This window comes from Polaribacter pacificus (assembly GCF_038024035.1).
Classification (GTDB): Bacteria; Bacteroidota; Bacteroidia; order Flavobacteriales; family Flavobacteriaceae; genus Polaribacter; species Polaribacter pacificus.
Genome location: NZ_CP150664.1, coordinates 480,620 through 497,591, shown reverse-complemented (window position 1 = coordinate 497,591; position 16,972 = coordinate 480,620). Strand labels below are relative to the sequence as shown.

Genomic DNA, 16,972 nt, shown 5'->3' with positions numbered 1-16,972 from the left:
TTGTGTTTCATACATAAAAAGCCACCACACATTAGGCACATTTGTTTTTTGCCAACACAAAAGCCAAAACGAAAAAACAAAAGAGCCTAATTTTTCCAACGCTAAAAGAACTATTGAGTAATGAGTATAAACTGGAATAATATAAGACCTTTAGAAAATTCACAAAATGAAGGTTTCGAGGAATTAGTTTGTCAAATAGCTAGGAAAGAAGATATTGTAAATAAGAAAACTTTCATTCGAAAAGGTAAGCCAGATGCTGGCGTTGAGTGTCTTTGGATATTAAACAATGATGACGAATTTGCTTGGCAAGCAAAATTCTTCACAAGTAGTCTTGAGGAAAGCCAGTGGGGTCAACTCGATAAGTCGGTCAAAACAGTACTAGACAAACATCCAAATCTCAAAAAATATTATATAGCCATTCCCAATGACCCACCAGATGCCAGAATTGATGGACAAACTTCAATGCTAGATAAATGGAATTCAAGAGTTACGAAATGGGAAGGTTGGGCTTCTGGAAAAGGGTTGACAGTAGAATTTATTCCTTGGTGGAGTTCCGATTTAATAGAAAAGTTGCAAAAGCCTGAAAACGTAGGATTGACCTTCTTTTGGTTTAATAAAGAAGAATTTACAGATGAATGGTGCAAAGAACAGACTGGGCTTTCAATTACTGACTTAGGGAAAAGATATACTCCAAAACTTAATGTCAAATTAAAGATTGCCGAAATTTTTGATGGAATCTCAAGAGATGAAAAATTTAATAGCCAAGTAGTAAGTTTATTTGATGATTTACTAATTAAGGGTAATAAAATCATACCCAAAATAAAAGAATTAGATTCTTACTCTTCCAATATTCAAAGTGAATTAAAGGCAATACTTGCACTATTTAGCAAAACAGATTTTAAAGGAATTCAGACTTTGCCAATTGATGAGTTTTTGAATTTACTGAAAAAGGCAAATCAAATAGTAAACCATATTAAGAATTTCTATTTAGATGAAGAATCTAAATTGCAAGTAAAACCTGATGACTACAGGTATTATAAAAAATTCGGTTATGAAATTAGCCATATTAGAGATTTTGAGGACTCAATATATGAGCTTACAAGATTTCTTGAAGGCACAACAATGAAACTAGCTAACCATCCATTTTTATTATTAGAAGGTGAAGCAGGTATAGGTAAATCACATTTGTTAGCAGACATAATTACTACACGCAACATAAATAAACTAATTAGTCTTTTCTTTTTGGGTCAACATTTTGTGACTGATGAAGACCCTTGGACTCAATTATTTAAAAAGAATGATATTCATTGTTCTGTAAATGAATTTTTAGGTGCACTAAATTCTAAAGCTCAAATTTCTGGACAACGAATAATTATTTTTATTGACGCTGTTAATGAAGGAAGAGGGAAATATTTTTGGGATAAGAATATTAAAAGTTTTCTTTCGAAAATAAAAAAACACGAATGGTTAGGTGTTGTGTTGTCAATACGTACATCATACTCTGATTTGATATTTCCAAAGGATGAAATTAAAGAGGATGAAATAATCAGATACACTCATTACGGGTTTAGAAATCAGGAATACGAGGCAACAAAATTGTTTTTCAATAATTATGGAATAGAATTACCAAGCATTCCATTATTGCATCCCGAATTTCAAAACCCCTTATTTTTGATACTTTTTTGTGAGGGGCTAAATAAATCTGGCTATACTAGAATACCAGATGGTTTACAGGGGATTACAGCAATTATTGATTTTTTCATAAATAGTATTAATAACATTCTGTCAACACCATCTAGATTAGACTACCCCAGCAGTATAAATGTTGTTAAAAAAGCAATTGAATCTATAATTGCTTATAAAATTGAAAACCAATTAAGATATGTTTCTTATGAGCAAGCATTTATAATTGTTAATAAACTATCAAATGACTATAGTACTAAAAGAGGTTTGCTAGATGAATTAATATCTGAGGGAATATTATCGAAAAATTTGTTTTGGAATCCTGAAAATCAATATGAAGAAGGTGTTTATCTAGCTTATGAACGATTTGAAGACCATCTTACAGCTACTTTTATTATTGACAAAAATCCTGAGATTGAAGTAGCCTTCAAAGAAGGTGGAGCTTTATTTCATCTTGTTAAAGATGAACGTGATTGCAATATCAATAAAGGGGTAATAGAGGCTCTTACCATTCAAATTCCAGAAAAAACGGGAAAGGAATTTTATGAGTATGTTCCGCATATTAAGGATAGTTATCCAATTGTTGAGTGTTTTGTACAAAGCTTACTTTGGCGAAAAACTGAAACAACCTCTGAAAAATTAATCGGATATGTGAATTCTACAGTTCTTAAATATCAAGGAACTCATGATTTATTTTGGGATACAATTTTATCTGTAACATCTATTCCCGATAATTATTTCAATGCTTATTCACTACATAAAAATCTAATGAAAAGAAGTCTACCAGATAGAGATGCATGGTGGACAATTTATTTAAAAGAACAATTTTATGATGAATCAGCGGTAAAAAGACTTATTGACTGGGCTTGGAATACTCATGATAAAAGCCATATATCTGATGAATCAGTTAAGTTGACTTCAATAACGTTGTCCTGGTTTCATACGAGTACAAATAGAAAGTTACGTGATTCTGCAACAAAAGCTCTAATATGTCTTTTAGAAAACCGAATTCATGTTTTAATAGAACTTCTTAAAGAATTTGAAGACGTTAATGACCCATATATTTATGAAAGACTTTTTTCTGTTGCTTATGGATGTGCGATTAGAACAGAACAACGAGAAAAGCTAAAAGAGCTTAGTAATTATATTTTTGAAACAATATTCAAGGATAAAGAAGAAGTATATCCTCATATTCTTCTTAGGGACTATGCTAGAGGTGTTGTAGAGTTCACTTCTTATATTGGGTACGATTTAGACTTTGATATATCAACAGTAAGACCACCATATAAAAGTGCCTATCCTGCAAATTTCCCATCAAACGAGGAGATTGATAATAAATATAAGTTTGATTACAAGGCTAAGGATTTTAAAGAACATTATTGGGCACAAAATAGCATTTTAAGTTCGATGGTTACCGAATACGGCAGAGGTACGGCTGGCTATGGAGATTTTGGACGTTATACTTTTCAGAGTGCTTTTAGAACATGGGATGTTGATGAAAATGCATTAAGTAATCTTGCTGTTGAATGGATATTTGAAAAGTATGGGTATGATAAAGATAAACATGGGAAATTTGACAGAGAAATTGGTTCTGGAAGAGGACGCGATACTATACCTCATGAAAGAATAGGTAAAAAATACCAATGGATTGCCCTTTATGAAATGCTTGCGAGAGTTTCCGATAATTGTACAAAATATGCTGAATGGAGTTATCGAAATGAGGAAGTAGAAGCATATCAAGGTCCATGGATACCATATGTCAGAGATATCGACCCCACGATGATAATACACAAAACAGGTTCTTATGATGAAGAAGCTCCTAATGACTTTTGGTGGGCTGAAGAAGAATATTCAAACTGGGACTTAGATAATGATGAATGGACAAAAGTGGATAATGACCTTCCATGTTCAAAAAAGCTATTAAATGTCAAGGATACGACTGATGAGGAATGGTTAATCCTTGAAGGATATCCAGAATGGGCAGAATCAAAAAAAATTGGAGATGAGAAATGGGACAAACCTCATAAAAGAATGTGGTATCATTTAAGGAGCTATCTGGTTTCTGAGGATAAATATGAAGAAATGAAAGAGTGGGCAGTACTCCAAGATTTTATGGGAAGATGGATGCCTGAAAGTTCAAGTAGATACGAAGTATTTAGTAGAGAATATTATTGGTCTCCAGCTTATAATTATTTCAATAAGCAATATTATGGTGGAATAGAACAAAATGAAGTCCATGATAATTTAACGGGTGAGTATATTGGAGATGTTTTATTGACGAGCAATAATTTTTTATGGGAAGAAGAATTTGACAAATCAAAAGAAGATACAATAAGTTTTCTGAAACCCTCCAAACACATTTATGAAAATATGAAATTAGTATTTTCTAGGCAAGAAGGTGAGTTTATTGATGAAAATGGAGAAACTATTTGCTTTGCTCCATCAGTTCATAATGATTCAAAATCCTATTTGCTAATAAAAAAGACTCCTTTTATTAAATATTTAAAAGAAAATAAACTAAGAATAATATGGACAGTCTTAGGCGAAAAAAATATAATTGGAGGTCATTCGAGTCGAGATAAATTCTATGAAAGGTTAGAAATTAGTGGAGCATATTATTTTGATGAAAATGATGAGATTATAGGTGAAATTAATACAAAAAATACCTGACGCTAAAAAGGCATACACATTTGCAATTCACACTAGCCAACGCATGACCAAAAATTGCAAAAGAGTATGCCTTTGCCAACGCTATCAACAGAACGAAAAATAAAGTACGAAAACACAACAATGTGTATAATTCATAAGGGTTTCAGAGGTATTCGGTTTTTGTCATACGCATTAAATTTAGTGGGTAAATTGATAGGTTTGAAGTCCGCAATCCCTTACGAAATCATACACCAACCGTTAGCACCAATATAAATCAACCTTCAACTAATGAACAAAAATTCAGAAAAAGAATATATTTTATCAAGTAGGAAAAGACGAATAGCAGCATTTATAATTGACCATTTTACAATGACATTTCTAATAGTGGTAATTGTATTCATATCACTTGGAATAGATTTTATGGACGAAAATAATTTTAGTAATCTAATGACTAAAATCTTGCCAACAATGCTTGTCGGTTTTCTTTTATATTTTGCAAAAGACTCTATAAAAGGAATTAGCCCTGGAAAATGGGTTATGGGAATTATGGTTAGAAATGAAAAGACCCCGAATGAAGTTCCTTCTTTTGGAAAACTGTTCATCCGAAATTTATTTTTAATAATTTGGCCAGTAGAATTTATAGTTCTTGCTTCAAGTGAAGAGAAAAAAAGGCTTGGAGATAAAACTGCGAATACAATTGTAATCAAGAATCCAAACAAACCGACAAAACTTTTGAGAGTTTTAGCGTTAGCTGGAATTGGAATTGCCTTTTTTACATTTATATTCTTATTTGCAGGTTCTGCAATGAAAAATTCTGGTGCTTATAAAGTAGCAATCTCACAAATTGAACAAAACGAAGAAATATTATCTGAAATTGGTGGAATAAAAGATTACGGAATGATGCCAACTGGAAGTGTAAATATTTCAAATGGATACGGAGAAGCACAATTGAACATAAAAGTTATCGGAAACGAAAAAGATTTAAACGTTGTAGTTTATCTGACTAAAGAACCAAATAGAGAATGGAAATTAATTGAACTGAATAAATAATAAATAAATACTGGTGCTAACACCGTATAAAATCAATTGCTTTAGGAGCGTTTTTAGAACGAAAAGGGTAGGAGTGTTTAAGTTTGTATTATTTCACTAAATTTACTACTAAGAAACCGCAACTAATCTTATACAAACACGTTGCCCACAATATAAAAAGAATCGTAAATTGATTGAAAATTTTAGAAAAATTGAATATTTAGAATTCGGAAACGAAAGACAAAAACTTGCCTTTTCTGAAATAAAAAAATATGGGATTTTAGAGAAACTCGAAAAATATAACCCAATTTTGACTGGAACTATTCCAATCGGAATTGATTTACCAGAAAGTGATTTAGATATTATTTGTGAATGTCAAAATCACTCTGAATTTAAAACATATTTATCAGAAATTTTTTCTAACAAAAAAGACTTTAAAGTTTATTCAACTAAACAAAATGGAATTGATTCAACTATTGCGGAATTTAAAACAGATAATTTTTTGTTTGAGATTTTTGGACAAAATATTCCGACCGAAAAGCAAAATGCTTATCAGCATATGATTATTGAAAATAGAATTTTAAAGGAAAAAGGTTCTGAATTTAAACAAAAAGTGAAAGAATTAAAATCTAACGGAATAAAAACGGAACCTGCTTTTGCTAAATTATTAGGGTTGAATGGAAATCCATATTCTGAATTATTAAAACTGAAAAAATAAATACTGTGGGCAACACCGTATATAATTTATTGCTAGTTCTAGCCTACTTACGAAAAACCTCGCGGATTTTCTATTCGGTTTGTATTTGCTAAATTAGGTGTTTAAAACACGCAACAAACCATATACAAACACGTTGCCATACATTTTGACCCGTCCTGAAATAAGGCTACATAATTTTAAACATTATGTATAGAAATGACAAAGTAATTAGACGTTATTCAGAACCTTTTAAATTAAAAATTTTAGCCGAACTTACCACCGGAAAACACACAAAGAGCGAACTTTGTAAACTTTACTCCATAGCTCCTACAACGGTTAACGAGTGGATTAAAAAGTACAATCGTAAAGACTTAATGAATACCCGAGTAAAAGTGGAAACAAAAGACGAAATATCTAGAATTAAAGCGCTTCAAAAAGAGATTGAACAGCTTAAAAAATTACTACTTAAAAAAGATCTTGATGCTATGGTAGAAGAATCCTATCTAGAAGTAGCTGCAGAAGATCTGGGTTACAAATCCATTGCTGAACTAAAAAAAAAGTTAAGTATAAAGCCTTAATTAAAGCTAAAGAGAAAGCTAAGGGATTTGCTTCTTTAACAGCTATAACTCATTGTTTTGGACTTAAACGTAATGCTTATTACAAGCATAAAAACAGAGCTGATAAGCGTTTAAAACTAGAACATCAGATTATAGATATTGTTAGAAAAAGACGCAAATCCCTTCCTAGAGAAGGTGTTCGTAAACTTACCAGATCCTTAGATAAAGAGTTTGTTGATGCTAACATTAAAGTGGGTAGAGATACACTATTTAAAGTACTTATGAAATATAACATGCTAACACTTAGAAAGAAAACAAGCGCTAGAACAACAAATTCGTATCATCGTTTTTATAAATATAAGAACATTATAAAAGACTTAGAAGTTACAAGCCCCAACCAAGTTTGGGTATCTGATATCACATACATTAGAACCATAAAAGGGTTTTGTTATCTCGCTTTAATAACTGATATGCATTCAAGGAAAATAGTAGGTTATGACATTAGTGATAGTCTGGAATTGAAAGGGTGCGTAAGAGCTCTTAATAAGGCCATTTATCAAGCTAAAGACATTAAGAAGCTTATTCATCATTCAGACAGAGGAATACAATATTGTAGTAATGTGTACACACAAATATTAAAAAGGAAAAAGATAAATATTAGTATGACAGAAGAAAATCATTGCTATGAACCTGCCTGCCGGCAGGCAGGAATGCAATGGCAGAGCGCGTAAATGGTATCTTAAAAGATGAATTTTATCTCGACCAAACCTTTGATAATGTGGCTCACGCAAAGAGAGCTGCAAAAAATGCAATAAATTTATACAACGAAATAAGATTACATGTATCTTTAGACTATAAAACACCAAATATGGTATATAAATTATCAGCTTAATTCAATTTTAACCTGTAGCCATATTTCAGGACTAGACATATAAAAACGAAAATTTGAACATCAAAGAAACATATCTGATTTTACTAATTCTGACAATATTCGGATGTCAAAATTATGAAAAAAAGGAAAATTTACTTGTTCAAAAGGAATTCGGAAAATTCAGAAAAGACAGTGACAGTTTGAGTGTTGAATTAAATCTTAAAAAGTTTAATAATTGGAATGAATTAATAGAACGAGCTGAAAGAATTTCTTGCAATGATAGTGTTCCGAAAATTACTTTAAAAACCGAAAAAACATCGAAAACAATATATTTCCAAAATCCTTGTTGGGAAAAATTTGCTTGTATTTTAATAAAGGAAAAGAATGTTATTGAAATCCATAATAATAAAATTAGTAAGAATTCTGGAGAACTATATACTTTAGACAGTTTGAAAAATATTTTAAAAAGAGATTTTGAAAATAATGGAAAAAACCCAAGTTTAAGTGATAATCCCGAAAAATTACTTATTCAAATTTCATATGACAAAAATGAATTCAAAAACTTTGAAAAAACACTTGAAAAATTAATAGAAACTTACGAGGAAATTGCGAAAAAAAGGAATATAAACATTTGGCTGAATGAAAAAATAGAAATTATACCATTAACAAAACCACCGCCTCCAATTCCATTATATTAAAAAAATTTGAATAAAAATACGCACCACAACACCGTACAAAATTAATTGCTTGCTTTTTGCTCACTTACGAAAATCCTCGCGGATTTTCTTTATCAGTAATTATTTATTAACTTTATTGCTAAACCACGCAACTAACCTTGTACAAACACGTTGTACACAATACTGACCCGTCCTGAAATAAAATTCTTTAGAAAAACTAGACAAAATTCACTTACTCAGGTAAAATTTAAAAATGTTTTAAACATATTCTTGGAGAAATTATTATTTACTTTTGAATCTTACAAGAAAAGAGTTTCTAATTCATGATTACTACACAACAAACCAAAAATAAAGTAAAAACAGCATGGCACAAATTTATCAGTATTTCTGCATGGAGTTGGATTCAGAAAGCAATTATACTGATGGTTTTCTCTTTAGTGGTAAATCATTTAGCAACGCGTGATAGTTTTCCAGATAGTGAATCGTATAGATTCCCGATAGAAGGTTTTCTTTCGTCAATTGTTTTATTTGTTCTCATTGGAATCATAGCTTATCTTAATTTTAAATTTTACAAGAAAAAATATTTCTCTAAAAAGATAGAAATTACAGCCATCGTATGGTTTATGGCTTCTACTCTAGGATATATTACAATCATGTATATTCCTGTAAATATTATTTTCAATAAAGTTGCAGATGGACAGACAGAGTTCTATTATTTATTAATCGGTTTGCTAATCACCTTATTAGTGAGTTTTATTTTCATAGGTTTATGGTATGCACAAGACATATACAATTTATATAAGTTATCCATAAAAGATGCTGAAATTACTATTGAAAGCGGCACGAAAATGACGAAGCTTACCTATGAAAATATTGCGTGCTTTTACAGTGAAAACAAAATTGTGTATACGGTTCAAAATAATGGCACAACAATCAGCACCGATTTCACATTGAATGAACTTGAAGAAAAAATAAACGACCAATTGTTTTTTAGAGTCAATCGCCAAATTATCATTCATAAAGATGCCGTAGACCATGTTGAAAAGATTGAAAATGGCAAATTACGAATTAGGTTAAAAACTTCCATTGAAAATGATACGATTGCCAAAATCAACATTAGTCGTTATAAGCGAAAAGAATTTATGGATTGGATTCAATAAAAAATTTCAAAAACTAACGACTATTCAGGTATTAATTTACGACTATTCAGTAAAAAAACGAATATTTAAAGGTTTTTTTAGAGGTTTTGTTCATTATTTCGCTATGAATTTAAAATCAAATAATAATGAACAAAATTACATTACGAAATACGTTAATACCATTATTTACCCTAGCATTTATTTGTTTCATGTACTTTGGACCAATCACCAGAACACCTTTTGAAAATATAATTATCTCTATTATCATTATTATAGCTAATTATATAGAGTACAAGGGAAAACCACTTTCAGCGCTCGGTTTTAAACGTGAAAAATTCAATGCAAAAAATCTCCTTGTACATGCTCCGTTAGTTGCATTAGGCCTCTTTATTTTTTATGTTATTGTAGTGGTTCCTGGAATCGAGATACTAACAGGAGTTGCTATTGATTATTCAAGCATGAGCCAATTGGAAGGAAACCTTAAAGACACAATCATTTGGTTATTGATAGTGTGGTCTACTGCTGGATTTGGAGAAGAAATAATCTTTAGAGGTTATCTTATGCGACAGTTCGTCAAATTCTTTGGAGACACTAAAATCAGTCTTGCTATAAATATTCTAATAATTTGTGGTTTTTTCGGATACATGCACATGCAGCAAGGAATTACAGGGCAACTTGTCGTAGTAATTATCGGAGCACTCTTATCTATAATATTCTACATCCGTAAATACGATTTGTGGTTTTTGATTATGATACATGGTTTTTTTAACACACTAGGTATTTTGAGTTTTTACTTTGGTTTGGCTTAATGACAACTAGAAATACTGGTAAGATTTTTACTTAATCAATGTAAGTGTTTTTAAAAAAATTAAGTTGCTTAAAATAACGAAAGCAAAACACCGTATATAATTAATGGCTAGTTCTAGTCTACTTACGAAAATCCATGCCGACCAGCAGGAAGGTTTGGTTAATATTTATTATATTTATCGGTAAAACCACCTGCCTGCAGCAGGCAGGCACAAACAGGTTGTCAACAATTATAAATCGAAACAATGAAAAAATATTTAGGGTATTTTTCACTTCTAATTTTTGTATCTTTAGTTGTATTCAGAATTTATTCGAATATTATTATTAAACAGGAATTAACAGGTCATTTAAAAAGAGCTGCAGACGCAAATAGTATTGAACTTGCGTCGAATGAATTAAAAACTGCATTAGATTACATTGAAAAAAACAACTTAACAAATGGCTATACTTCAATAATTTATAAAACGCCAGATGAGGATTTAGGATTTTGGTATAGCAATTTAAAAGCAAGCAAACTAGAACTTGAAAAAATCAAAAACTCGACTTCGTTAGAAAAAACAAACGTACTTTTAAAATTAAGGGAAACTTTATTAGACCAAGGTGAAAAAGGTAGTAGAATAACATATCCGAAAGGAATTTCAATATTTCCGAATAATAAGTTGATTGCGATATTATTTCTAATTTCATTAATTTTTATTCCAATATTTTTTAATGAATTAATGAAATATGAAAAAGAGGAAAAACGAAAAAAGAAAGAGAAAAAAAAGGCGAAAATATCAAAAACTGAAATATGAAACTATTGCCAACACAGTTTAAAATCTATTGCTAATTCTAGCCTGCTTACAGAAATCCATACCTGCTGGTAGGCAGTTACAAAATCGTTGTAAACAATGCGAAAAACAATAATAATATTAACAACTTTTGGACTTCTATTAAGCTGTTCGCCAAAAATAAAATCAATCCTTGAATATCAAAAAAAAGGAGATGAATTTGTTCCTAAAAGATATACAGAATTCGATAAAAACGGGAATAAAATTTTGAGTAAAGGAATTGGGAATTTAAGAAGTAACAGAATTATTACAACTGAATTTAAAAATGGCAGAAAGGTTTTTGAAAAATCGTGTGATTACTTTAAAAAGCAAGATACTTGCGTAGTTCGTTCTTTTTCAGAGTTTGAATTTAACAAAAATACGGGAATTGAAAAAGAGACGCGTTTTGAATCAGATTCTAGTGTTAGGTTTATAAGAGAAATTAAAAATTTAAAGACAATTAGAATAACTAAAGTGCATACTTGGGAAATGTTTCCTACTAAAAATCCCAAGAAAGAAGATGCAATGATTCTAATCGACACAACGTATTTAGATAATAAAGGCAGAAAAATTAAAAGTCTTCATTATAATGTTAAACGAAAAGATCCTTGGATTGAAATTTTTAAATATTCCGAAAATGAATATACCAAACAAACAATTGGAACAGCAAGAGATACAATTTTGACCTTTAAGATATCGGATTTACAGAAAATGGCAGATAAGAGAAAATTTGATTTTAAGTTTTATAGTTTAGATAATTATAAATACGAAATGGAATATTATTAAAAGCACAGTTTGCAACACTGTATAAAATCAATTGCTAGAGGCACGTTTTAAAATCAAATAGAGTAGGAGTGTTTAAGTTTGTTTTATTTCTTAGCACTTGCCCGCGTTATGCGGGCACAAACACGTTGACTGTAATATGAAAAAGATATTATTTTTAGTGATTTTTATGTTTTCGTTTATTAAAACGAATGCTTGTAGTTGTCAGATCCCAAAACCAATCGTTGAATTTGAATCAGCCAAATATGTTTTTGAAGGAAATGTAATTTCTAAAGTTTATGCGAAAGATTCTTTGATCTATACTGTAACTTTTGATATTACAAAACACTACAAAAAGAGTGACTCCCCAAAAACACTAGAATTCAAATTTAAATCTGAAGGAAAATATACCGGAGAATGGACTTCTTGTGACTGGAATGTGAATAAAAACGAAAAATGGCTTGTCTATGCATATTATTGGAACGACAAATTGACTTTTGGTTATTATTGTTCCAACTCAAAACCTATTGAAAAAACAGGTATTTCTAAAAGTGAGCAGAAGGTATTGAATAATGCAAATAGTTTTGAAATTGATAGATATACTTTTACAAGTTTAGATGGTCAATTTACAAATGCAAAACCAAAGGTTGATTTAGACTCAATATTAAGAAAGTATAGAGATAAAAACTATGGAGAAGAATATAACGAAAATAGAGTGGATATTGTTATTGACATTGATAAAAACGGGAATCTAATTTCAGCAAATTTAACTTCAAAAGAACATATGAGTATTGAAAACAATGAAATCATTGATTCAATTTATAATTTAAATAAACCAAAAAATATTGAAATCAGAACAACGAAAACAAATTTTGAAAAAGATATTTTAAAAATTGTTAAAAGTTTGATTGCATGGGATAAAACTTTTATTGAAAGAACCAAAACATCTGTAAGAATCAGGAAATTTTTACAGTTCTATAAAAAAACGAATGAAATTAAAGTTTTTTATTAAGAATCTGCCTCAGTTAGGTTAATTACTAAAAAACATACAACAAACCATATGTAAATGGGATGCCACAATTATGATTAACAGACAATGTAAATTCATTTTAACTTTCCTTTTTATTCTAGGAATCTCTTCAAATGTATACTCTCAAAAAGTAATTGAGAACTATGCTCCAAAAAAAAATGATAGTTTACGAATTGGAAAAGGAGAGAATGATTTTATGCCTTTTATTCAAAAAGGTTATACGCTAATGCTTCCTGAAGATAAGGCAATCAAAGGAGTTCTTATTTTCTTAGAGGATTCTGGATATGACAAAAAGAACAAAAGTTCAAAGCAGATGTATCATCAAGCATCAGAAAAAGGCTTTGCCGTGATGTCTGTTTCAACCGATATTCCTTTTGATTTTTACTTTTCTAAATCATCTATGGTTTCTACGCATAAAATAATTGGTGAAGTATTTAATAAATACAATTTACCAAATGATAATATTTTCTTTTTAGGTGCAACTTTAGTTGGGCATAGAGCAATGAAGTATATTGAATTTGTAACGAAAGAGGATTTTGATTTTCAGCTCAATATAAAAGGGATTGTTATTTGTAATTTTACATTAGACTGGACAAGAAAATGGCACCAACACAAACGAGATATAAAAATTAATCGAATTGATCTTTGGGAACCAAGATTTATGAATTATATGTTAGAAACCCACTTGAAAGGAACCCCTATAAATGCTCCAGAGAATTATCACAGTTTCTCATCTTATAGCTTCTTTGATGAAAAGAATAGAAACATTACTATTTACAAAAACTATGCTGTGAGAGCTTATATAGAGCCTGCTATAAAATATAGGTTAAAAAAGTATGTTAGGACTTTGTATGAAAATAATTCAACAGATATGGTTGGTTTTTTAGCTGAGTTAGAACTTGTAGGCAATAAAAACACAGAGTTAATTGTTTTACAACCTGAAGATACTACATCGCAGAAAAAGAATACTCAGTCAACTTGGGATGCAATAAATAAATATGAATTAATGGATTGGATTAAAAACCAATAAAAAACAAAAAAGAAAATACATTTATGACTAAACTAAGCAAAACTGTACTCGTTGTATTTCTCATAGGAATTTCATCAAACGGATTTTCTCAAGACATAACTTTTTTTAATGCTGACGGTTTTTTCTCTATTGGAACACAATCGAATAGGACTGCTTCTATAACACTTTTTGATATTGATAAGGATGGTGATTTGGATGCGCTTGTAGCAAATGGTAGACATTGGGCTGAACAAAATTATGTGTATTATAATGATGGCTTTGGTGGTTTTAAATTAGCACAGCCCGTTGGGAATTATTTAGATGCCTCCTACAAATTGATGAGTGCAGATTTTAATAATGATGGTTTTATGGACATTGTAGTCGCCAATGATCATATAGAGAATAAAATATATTTTGGAAATGCAGAACATAAGTTTTTAAACGGAAAACCATTTGGCTCAAAATCACCTTCTAGAAATATGGAAATTGCAGACATAGATCAAGATGGAGATATTGATATAATTTTATCCAACCGAAAAGCAAAAAACGAAATTTTACTAAACGATGGAAAAGGAAATTTTACGTCGACTATAACTTTTGGAAATGATACTGATCAAACAATTCAAACGAATGTAATTGATATTAATGGAGACGGTTTTTTAGACTTAGTTACTGCCGAGCGAAACACCTTTAACAAAATATACATCAATAATCAAAAATCAGATTTTTCAAGTATTATTGAATTTGGAAAAGAAGAAGATGAAACACGTTCAATTGATATTGGCGATTTCGATAAAGATGGAATTTTAGACATTATTACTGGCAACTTAAATTCAGTAAACAAAATTTACTTTGGTGATAAAAAGTTGACTTTCAAAAAGGAGTATTCTTTTAATATAGAAACAGAAACAGCCTCAATAAAAGTAGCAGACTTAAACAATGATGGATTCTTGGATATTGTCGAAGGGAATTTTGAAGAAAGAAATTATGTGTATTTAGGATCTAAGTCTGGTGAATTCAAAAAAATAGGTTTAAGAGAAGATTTAAAAAATGACACCTATCATATCGAAATTGGAGATTTGGACAATAATGGATTTCTTGATATTATTGAATCTAATTCTGGTTCTTGGAATTTGTTTTATAAAACTAGACAAAAATAACCACAGCAACACTGTATAAAATCAATTGCCTTAAGCGCGTATTAAAACGAATAAAGTAGGAGTGTATATCTTTGTGTTGTTTTATTAAACCTGCCTGCCGAAGCAGTTAAAAACAACTTGAAGTTAATTAAAATTTAAAAAATGAAATTAGGAAAAGTTTTAACTATTATTTTAATAGGATTTTTTAGTAGCTGCGCAAATGAATCTAAAAAAAATGAAGAATGGACCAAGGTTACGCGCGAGAGTAAAACGGTTGATAATATAACTTATTATTTCTCATCCACAATTGATCTTTCAAGAAGAAGTTTAGCTATTCAGGAGTGCCAAAATTCTATTATTGAAAATCTAAAGTTAATTAACGAAACTGATTTTACAAATAAAATGGATATTGAATTCGTGGAATCTAGAAATAAAATGTTAAAGTATACTGGTATGGGGGCACAAGGAATGGCTTTTCCAGAAAGAAACACTTTTTTTACTTTATTAAAAGATGAGGGTTCGCCTATAAAGCATGAAATGATGCATATGATAACTATGTATAAATGGGGTACTCCACCAGAATCATCAACTTGGATGAATGAAGGACTTGCTACTTATTCTGGGGGTAATTGCTCTAATTATTCTTTATCAGAAATTTATAACTATTTTATTCAAAGTAAAAAAGTGATACCAATGAACAATCTAGCTGATAATTTCTATGGTAACCCAGAAATGATAGCTTATCATCAAAGTGCTTTTGTGTGTAAGTTTCTTATTGATAACTATGGCTTGGATAAATTCAAATTATTATGGCAAAAGGGATTTAACGAATTATATACTGTTTATGGATTTAGCGCTAAACAGTTAGAAATGAATTTATTAAAATTTGTGAAAGAAAAACACACAACAGACATAGAATTTAATTGGGAAAAATTTAATGAAGGGTGTTAAAAACAACTAACCTAGTCTTTTCCGGTAGGTTTGGTTTGTATTTGCTAAATTAGTTGCTTAAAACACGGAACAAACCATAAACAAACAAGTTGTGTTTAATTTAAAATAAAATGAAAAGACATCAAATAGTTACGACTTTACTACTAACAATTTTTGTTTTTTCATGCAAAGACAATCAATCTGGAGAAACTCCATTAGTTGATGAAGTTGAAATCATTGAGCCTAAAATTAACTTAGCAGAATTAGAATTAAATTTCATGAACTGGTGGACTTACCACTCAAATAATATTACTTTATCTTCAAATTTTATAAGTTTGAATGAAAATTCTGCTACGATTGACAAAAAAGAATTTTTGGAGAAATTAATTACCTCTAAGTATATTCCAGTAAAGTTAAAGTCAAATAAAGAATTTGATACGTATAAACTTTTTAAGCTTCATTCTAACGCAAATAAGAGTATTGGAAGTACATTAAAAAGTCAATCGTTGACAAATCTTAAGCATTATAATATGGAAGGAATGCACTTCCCTGATTTTGATTTTACCGACCTTAATGGTAATGTCTACACTAATGAAAACACTAAAGGGAAAATTTTAATATTAAAAACTTGGTTTATTAACTGTATTGCTTGTGTGGCAGAATTTCCTGAATTAAATGCCTTTGTAGAAAAATACAAACAAAGAAAAGATATTATTTTCTTGAGTTTAGCATTGGATTCTAAAGCTGAATTAGAGGTTTTTTTGCAAAAAAAAGTTTTTAAATATCAAGTAGTCTCCAATCAAAATGAGTTTATTGGAAAAAAAATGAATTTACAAATATTTCCGACTCATATATTAGTTGACAGTAATGGAACGATCTTAAAAGTGGTAAATAAGGCATCAGAAATGATAGCGTTTTTTGAGAATGAAAATATATTGACTGAAAAAACTGCACCGCCACCGCCACCAATGTAAATAACTATGCATAACACCTTATAAAAATCAATTGCCTTAAGCGCGTATTAAAACGAATAAAGTAGGAGTGTATATCTTTGTGTTGTTTTAATAAACCCGCCTGACGAAGCAGGTAAAATATGATAACCTAATTTTAAAAAATGAAACTACTATCTGAAAAACCACATCTGCTTTTTTTGTTTTCGATTCCCTTCATCATATTGAGTGGAT

16 protein-coding genes are annotated in these 16,972 nt (G+C 30.0%); all 16 read left to right on the top strand.

Annotated elements, in window-relative coordinates; genetic code table 11:
• The first annotated feature begins 120 nt into the window (after positions 1–120).
• The 16 genes from avs2 to WHC90_RS02160 all read left to right on the top strand — a co-directional run bounded on the left by avs2 (position 121) and on the right by WHC90_RS02160 (position 16,762).
• Entirely contained in the window at positions 121–4,353 is a 4,233-nt protein-coding gene (avs2, locus tag WHC90_RS02230) for an AVAST type 2 anti-phage system protein Avs2 (RefSeq protein WP_229664917.1), read from the top strand.
• A 267-nt stretch (positions 4,354–4,620) separates the two neighbouring features.
• A complete protein-coding gene (locus WHC90_RS02225) occupies positions 4,621–5,382 on the top strand; it encodes an RDD family protein (RefSeq protein WP_188598628.1) in 762 nt (253 codons plus the stop codon).
• A 169-nt stretch (positions 5,383–5,551) separates the two neighbouring features.
• Positions 5,552–6,079 carry a DUF4269 domain-containing protein gene (locus WHC90_RS02220; RefSeq protein ID WP_229664918.1) on the top strand — a complete coding sequence of 176 codons (528 nt, stop codon included), beginning with the start codon at positions 5,552–5,554 and terminating at the stop codon, positions 6,077–6,079.
• 185 nt (positions 6,080–6,264) lie between these two features.
• A complete protein-coding gene (locus WHC90_RS02215; protein ID WP_188598629.1) occupies positions 6,265–6,636 on the top strand; it encodes a transposase in 372 nt (123 codons plus the stop codon).
• Entirely contained in the window at positions 6,636–7,346 is a 711-nt protein-coding gene (locus WHC90_RS02210) for an IS3 family transposase (protein WP_188599264.1), read from the top strand. The genes WHC90_RS02215 and WHC90_RS02210 overlap by 1 nt, the downstream gene beginning before the upstream one ends.
• On the top strand, positions 7,331–7,507 hold the full coding sequence (locus WHC90_RS12375; RefSeq protein ID WP_188598630.1) for an integrase core domain-containing protein: 177 nt from the start codon (positions 7,331–7,333) through the stop codon (positions 7,505–7,507). The genes WHC90_RS02210 and WHC90_RS12375 overlap by 16 nt, the downstream gene beginning before the upstream one ends.
• Before the next feature lie 53 nt (positions 7,508–7,560).
• Positions 7,561–8,184 carry a hypothetical protein gene (locus tag WHC90_RS02205; RefSeq protein WP_188598631.1) on the top strand — a complete coding sequence of 208 codons (624 nt, stop codon included), beginning with the start codon at positions 7,561–7,563 and terminating at the stop codon, positions 8,182–8,184.
• Positions 8,185–8,486: 302 nt separating this feature from the next.
• Positions 8,487–9,323, top strand: coding sequence for a LytR/AlgR family response regulator transcription factor (locus tag WHC90_RS02200; protein ID WP_188598632.1), 837 nt, complete (start codon positions 8,487–8,489; stop codon positions 9,321–9,323).
• Between the two features lie 125 nt (positions 9,324–9,448).
• Positions 9,449–10,111, top strand: coding sequence for a CPBP family intramembrane glutamic endopeptidase (locus WHC90_RS02195; protein ID WP_188598633.1), 663 nt, complete (start codon positions 9,449–9,451; stop codon positions 10,109–10,111).
• Positions 10,112–10,354: 243 nt separating this feature from the next.
• Entirely contained in the window at positions 10,355–10,903 is a 549-nt protein-coding gene (locus WHC90_RS02190) for a hypothetical protein (protein ID WP_188598634.1), read from the top strand.
• Between the two features lie 96 nt (positions 10,904–10,999).
• A complete protein-coding gene (locus tag WHC90_RS02185; RefSeq protein WP_188598635.1) occupies positions 11,000–11,704 on the top strand; it encodes a hypothetical protein in 705 nt (234 codons plus the stop codon).
• A gap of 136 nt (positions 11,705–11,840) precedes the next feature.
• Positions 11,841–12,692 (top strand): hypothetical protein, encoded by an 852-nt coding sequence (locus WHC90_RS02180; RefSeq protein ID WP_188598636.1) that lies wholly within the window; start codon positions 11,841–11,843, stop codon positions 12,690–12,692.
• A 70-nt stretch (positions 12,693–12,762) separates the two neighbouring features.
• A complete protein-coding gene (locus WHC90_RS02175) occupies positions 12,763–13,740 on the top strand; it encodes a hypothetical protein (RefSeq protein ID WP_229664919.1) in 978 nt (325 codons plus the stop codon).
• A gap of 23 nt (positions 13,741–13,763) precedes the next feature.
• Complete coding sequence (locus tag WHC90_RS02170) at positions 13,764–14,879, top strand: FG-GAP repeat domain-containing protein (protein WP_188598637.1); 1,116 nt, start codon at positions 13,764–13,766, stop codon at positions 14,877–14,879.
• A 141-nt stretch (positions 14,880–15,020) separates the two neighbouring features.
• Entirely contained in the window at positions 15,021–15,809 is a 789-nt protein-coding gene (locus WHC90_RS02165) for a peptidase MA family metallohydrolase (protein WP_188598638.1), read from the top strand.
• 110 nt (positions 15,810–15,919) lie between these two features.
• The gene (locus tag WHC90_RS02160) at positions 15,920–16,762 is read left to right on the top strand and encodes a TlpA family protein disulfide reductase (protein WP_188598639.1); all 843 of its coding nucleotides are present in this window, start codon (positions 15,920–15,922) and stop codon (positions 16,760–16,762) included.
• The last annotated feature ends 210 nt before the right edge of the window (positions 16,763–16,972 follow it).

Bases quoted from the DNA above. Each gene is read 5' to 3' on its own strand.
- avs2 (WP_229664917.1), top strand. From the start codon at position 121: ATGAGTATAAACTGGAATAATATAAGACCTTTAGAAAATTCACAAAAT.
- WHC90_RS02225 (WP_188598628.1), top strand. From the start codon at position 4,621: ATGAACAAAAATTCAGAAAAAGAATATATTTTATCAAGTAGGAAAAGA.
- WHC90_RS02215 (WP_188598629.1), top strand. From the start codon at position 6,265: ATGTATAGAAATGACAAAGTAATTAGACGTTATTCAGAACCTTTTAAA.
- WHC90_RS12375 (WP_188598630.1), top strand. From the start codon at position 7,331: ATGGCAGAGCGCGTAAATGGTATCTTAAAAGATGAATTTTATCTCGAC.
- WHC90_RS02200 (WP_188598632.1), top strand. From the start codon at position 8,487: ATGATTACTACACAACAAACCAAAAATAAAGTAAAAACAGCATGGCAC.
- WHC90_RS02195 (WP_188598633.1), top strand. From the start codon at position 9,449: ATGAACAAAATTACATTACGAAATACGTTAATACCATTATTTACCCTA.
- WHC90_RS02190 (WP_188598634.1), top strand. From the start codon at position 10,355: ATGAAAAAATATTTAGGGTATTTTTCACTTCTAATTTTTGTATCTTTA.
- WHC90_RS02185 (WP_188598635.1), top strand. From the start codon at position 11,000: ATGCGAAAAACAATAATAATATTAACAACTTTTGGACTTCTATTAAGC.
- WHC90_RS02180 (WP_188598636.1), top strand. From the start codon at position 11,841: ATGAAAAAGATATTATTTTTAGTGATTTTTATGTTTTCGTTTATTAAA.
- WHC90_RS02175 (WP_229664919.1), top strand. From the start codon at position 12,763: ATGATTAACAGACAATGTAAATTCATTTTAACTTTCCTTTTTATTCTA.
- WHC90_RS02170 (WP_188598637.1), top strand. From the start codon at position 13,764: ATGACTAAACTAAGCAAAACTGTACTCGTTGTATTTCTCATAGGAATT.
- WHC90_RS02165 (WP_188598638.1), top strand. From the start codon at position 15,021: ATGAAATTAGGAAAAGTTTTAACTATTATTTTAATAGGATTTTTTAGT.
- WHC90_RS02160 (WP_188598639.1), top strand. From the start codon at position 15,920: ATGAAAAGACATCAAATAGTTACGACTTTACTACTAACAATTTTTGTT.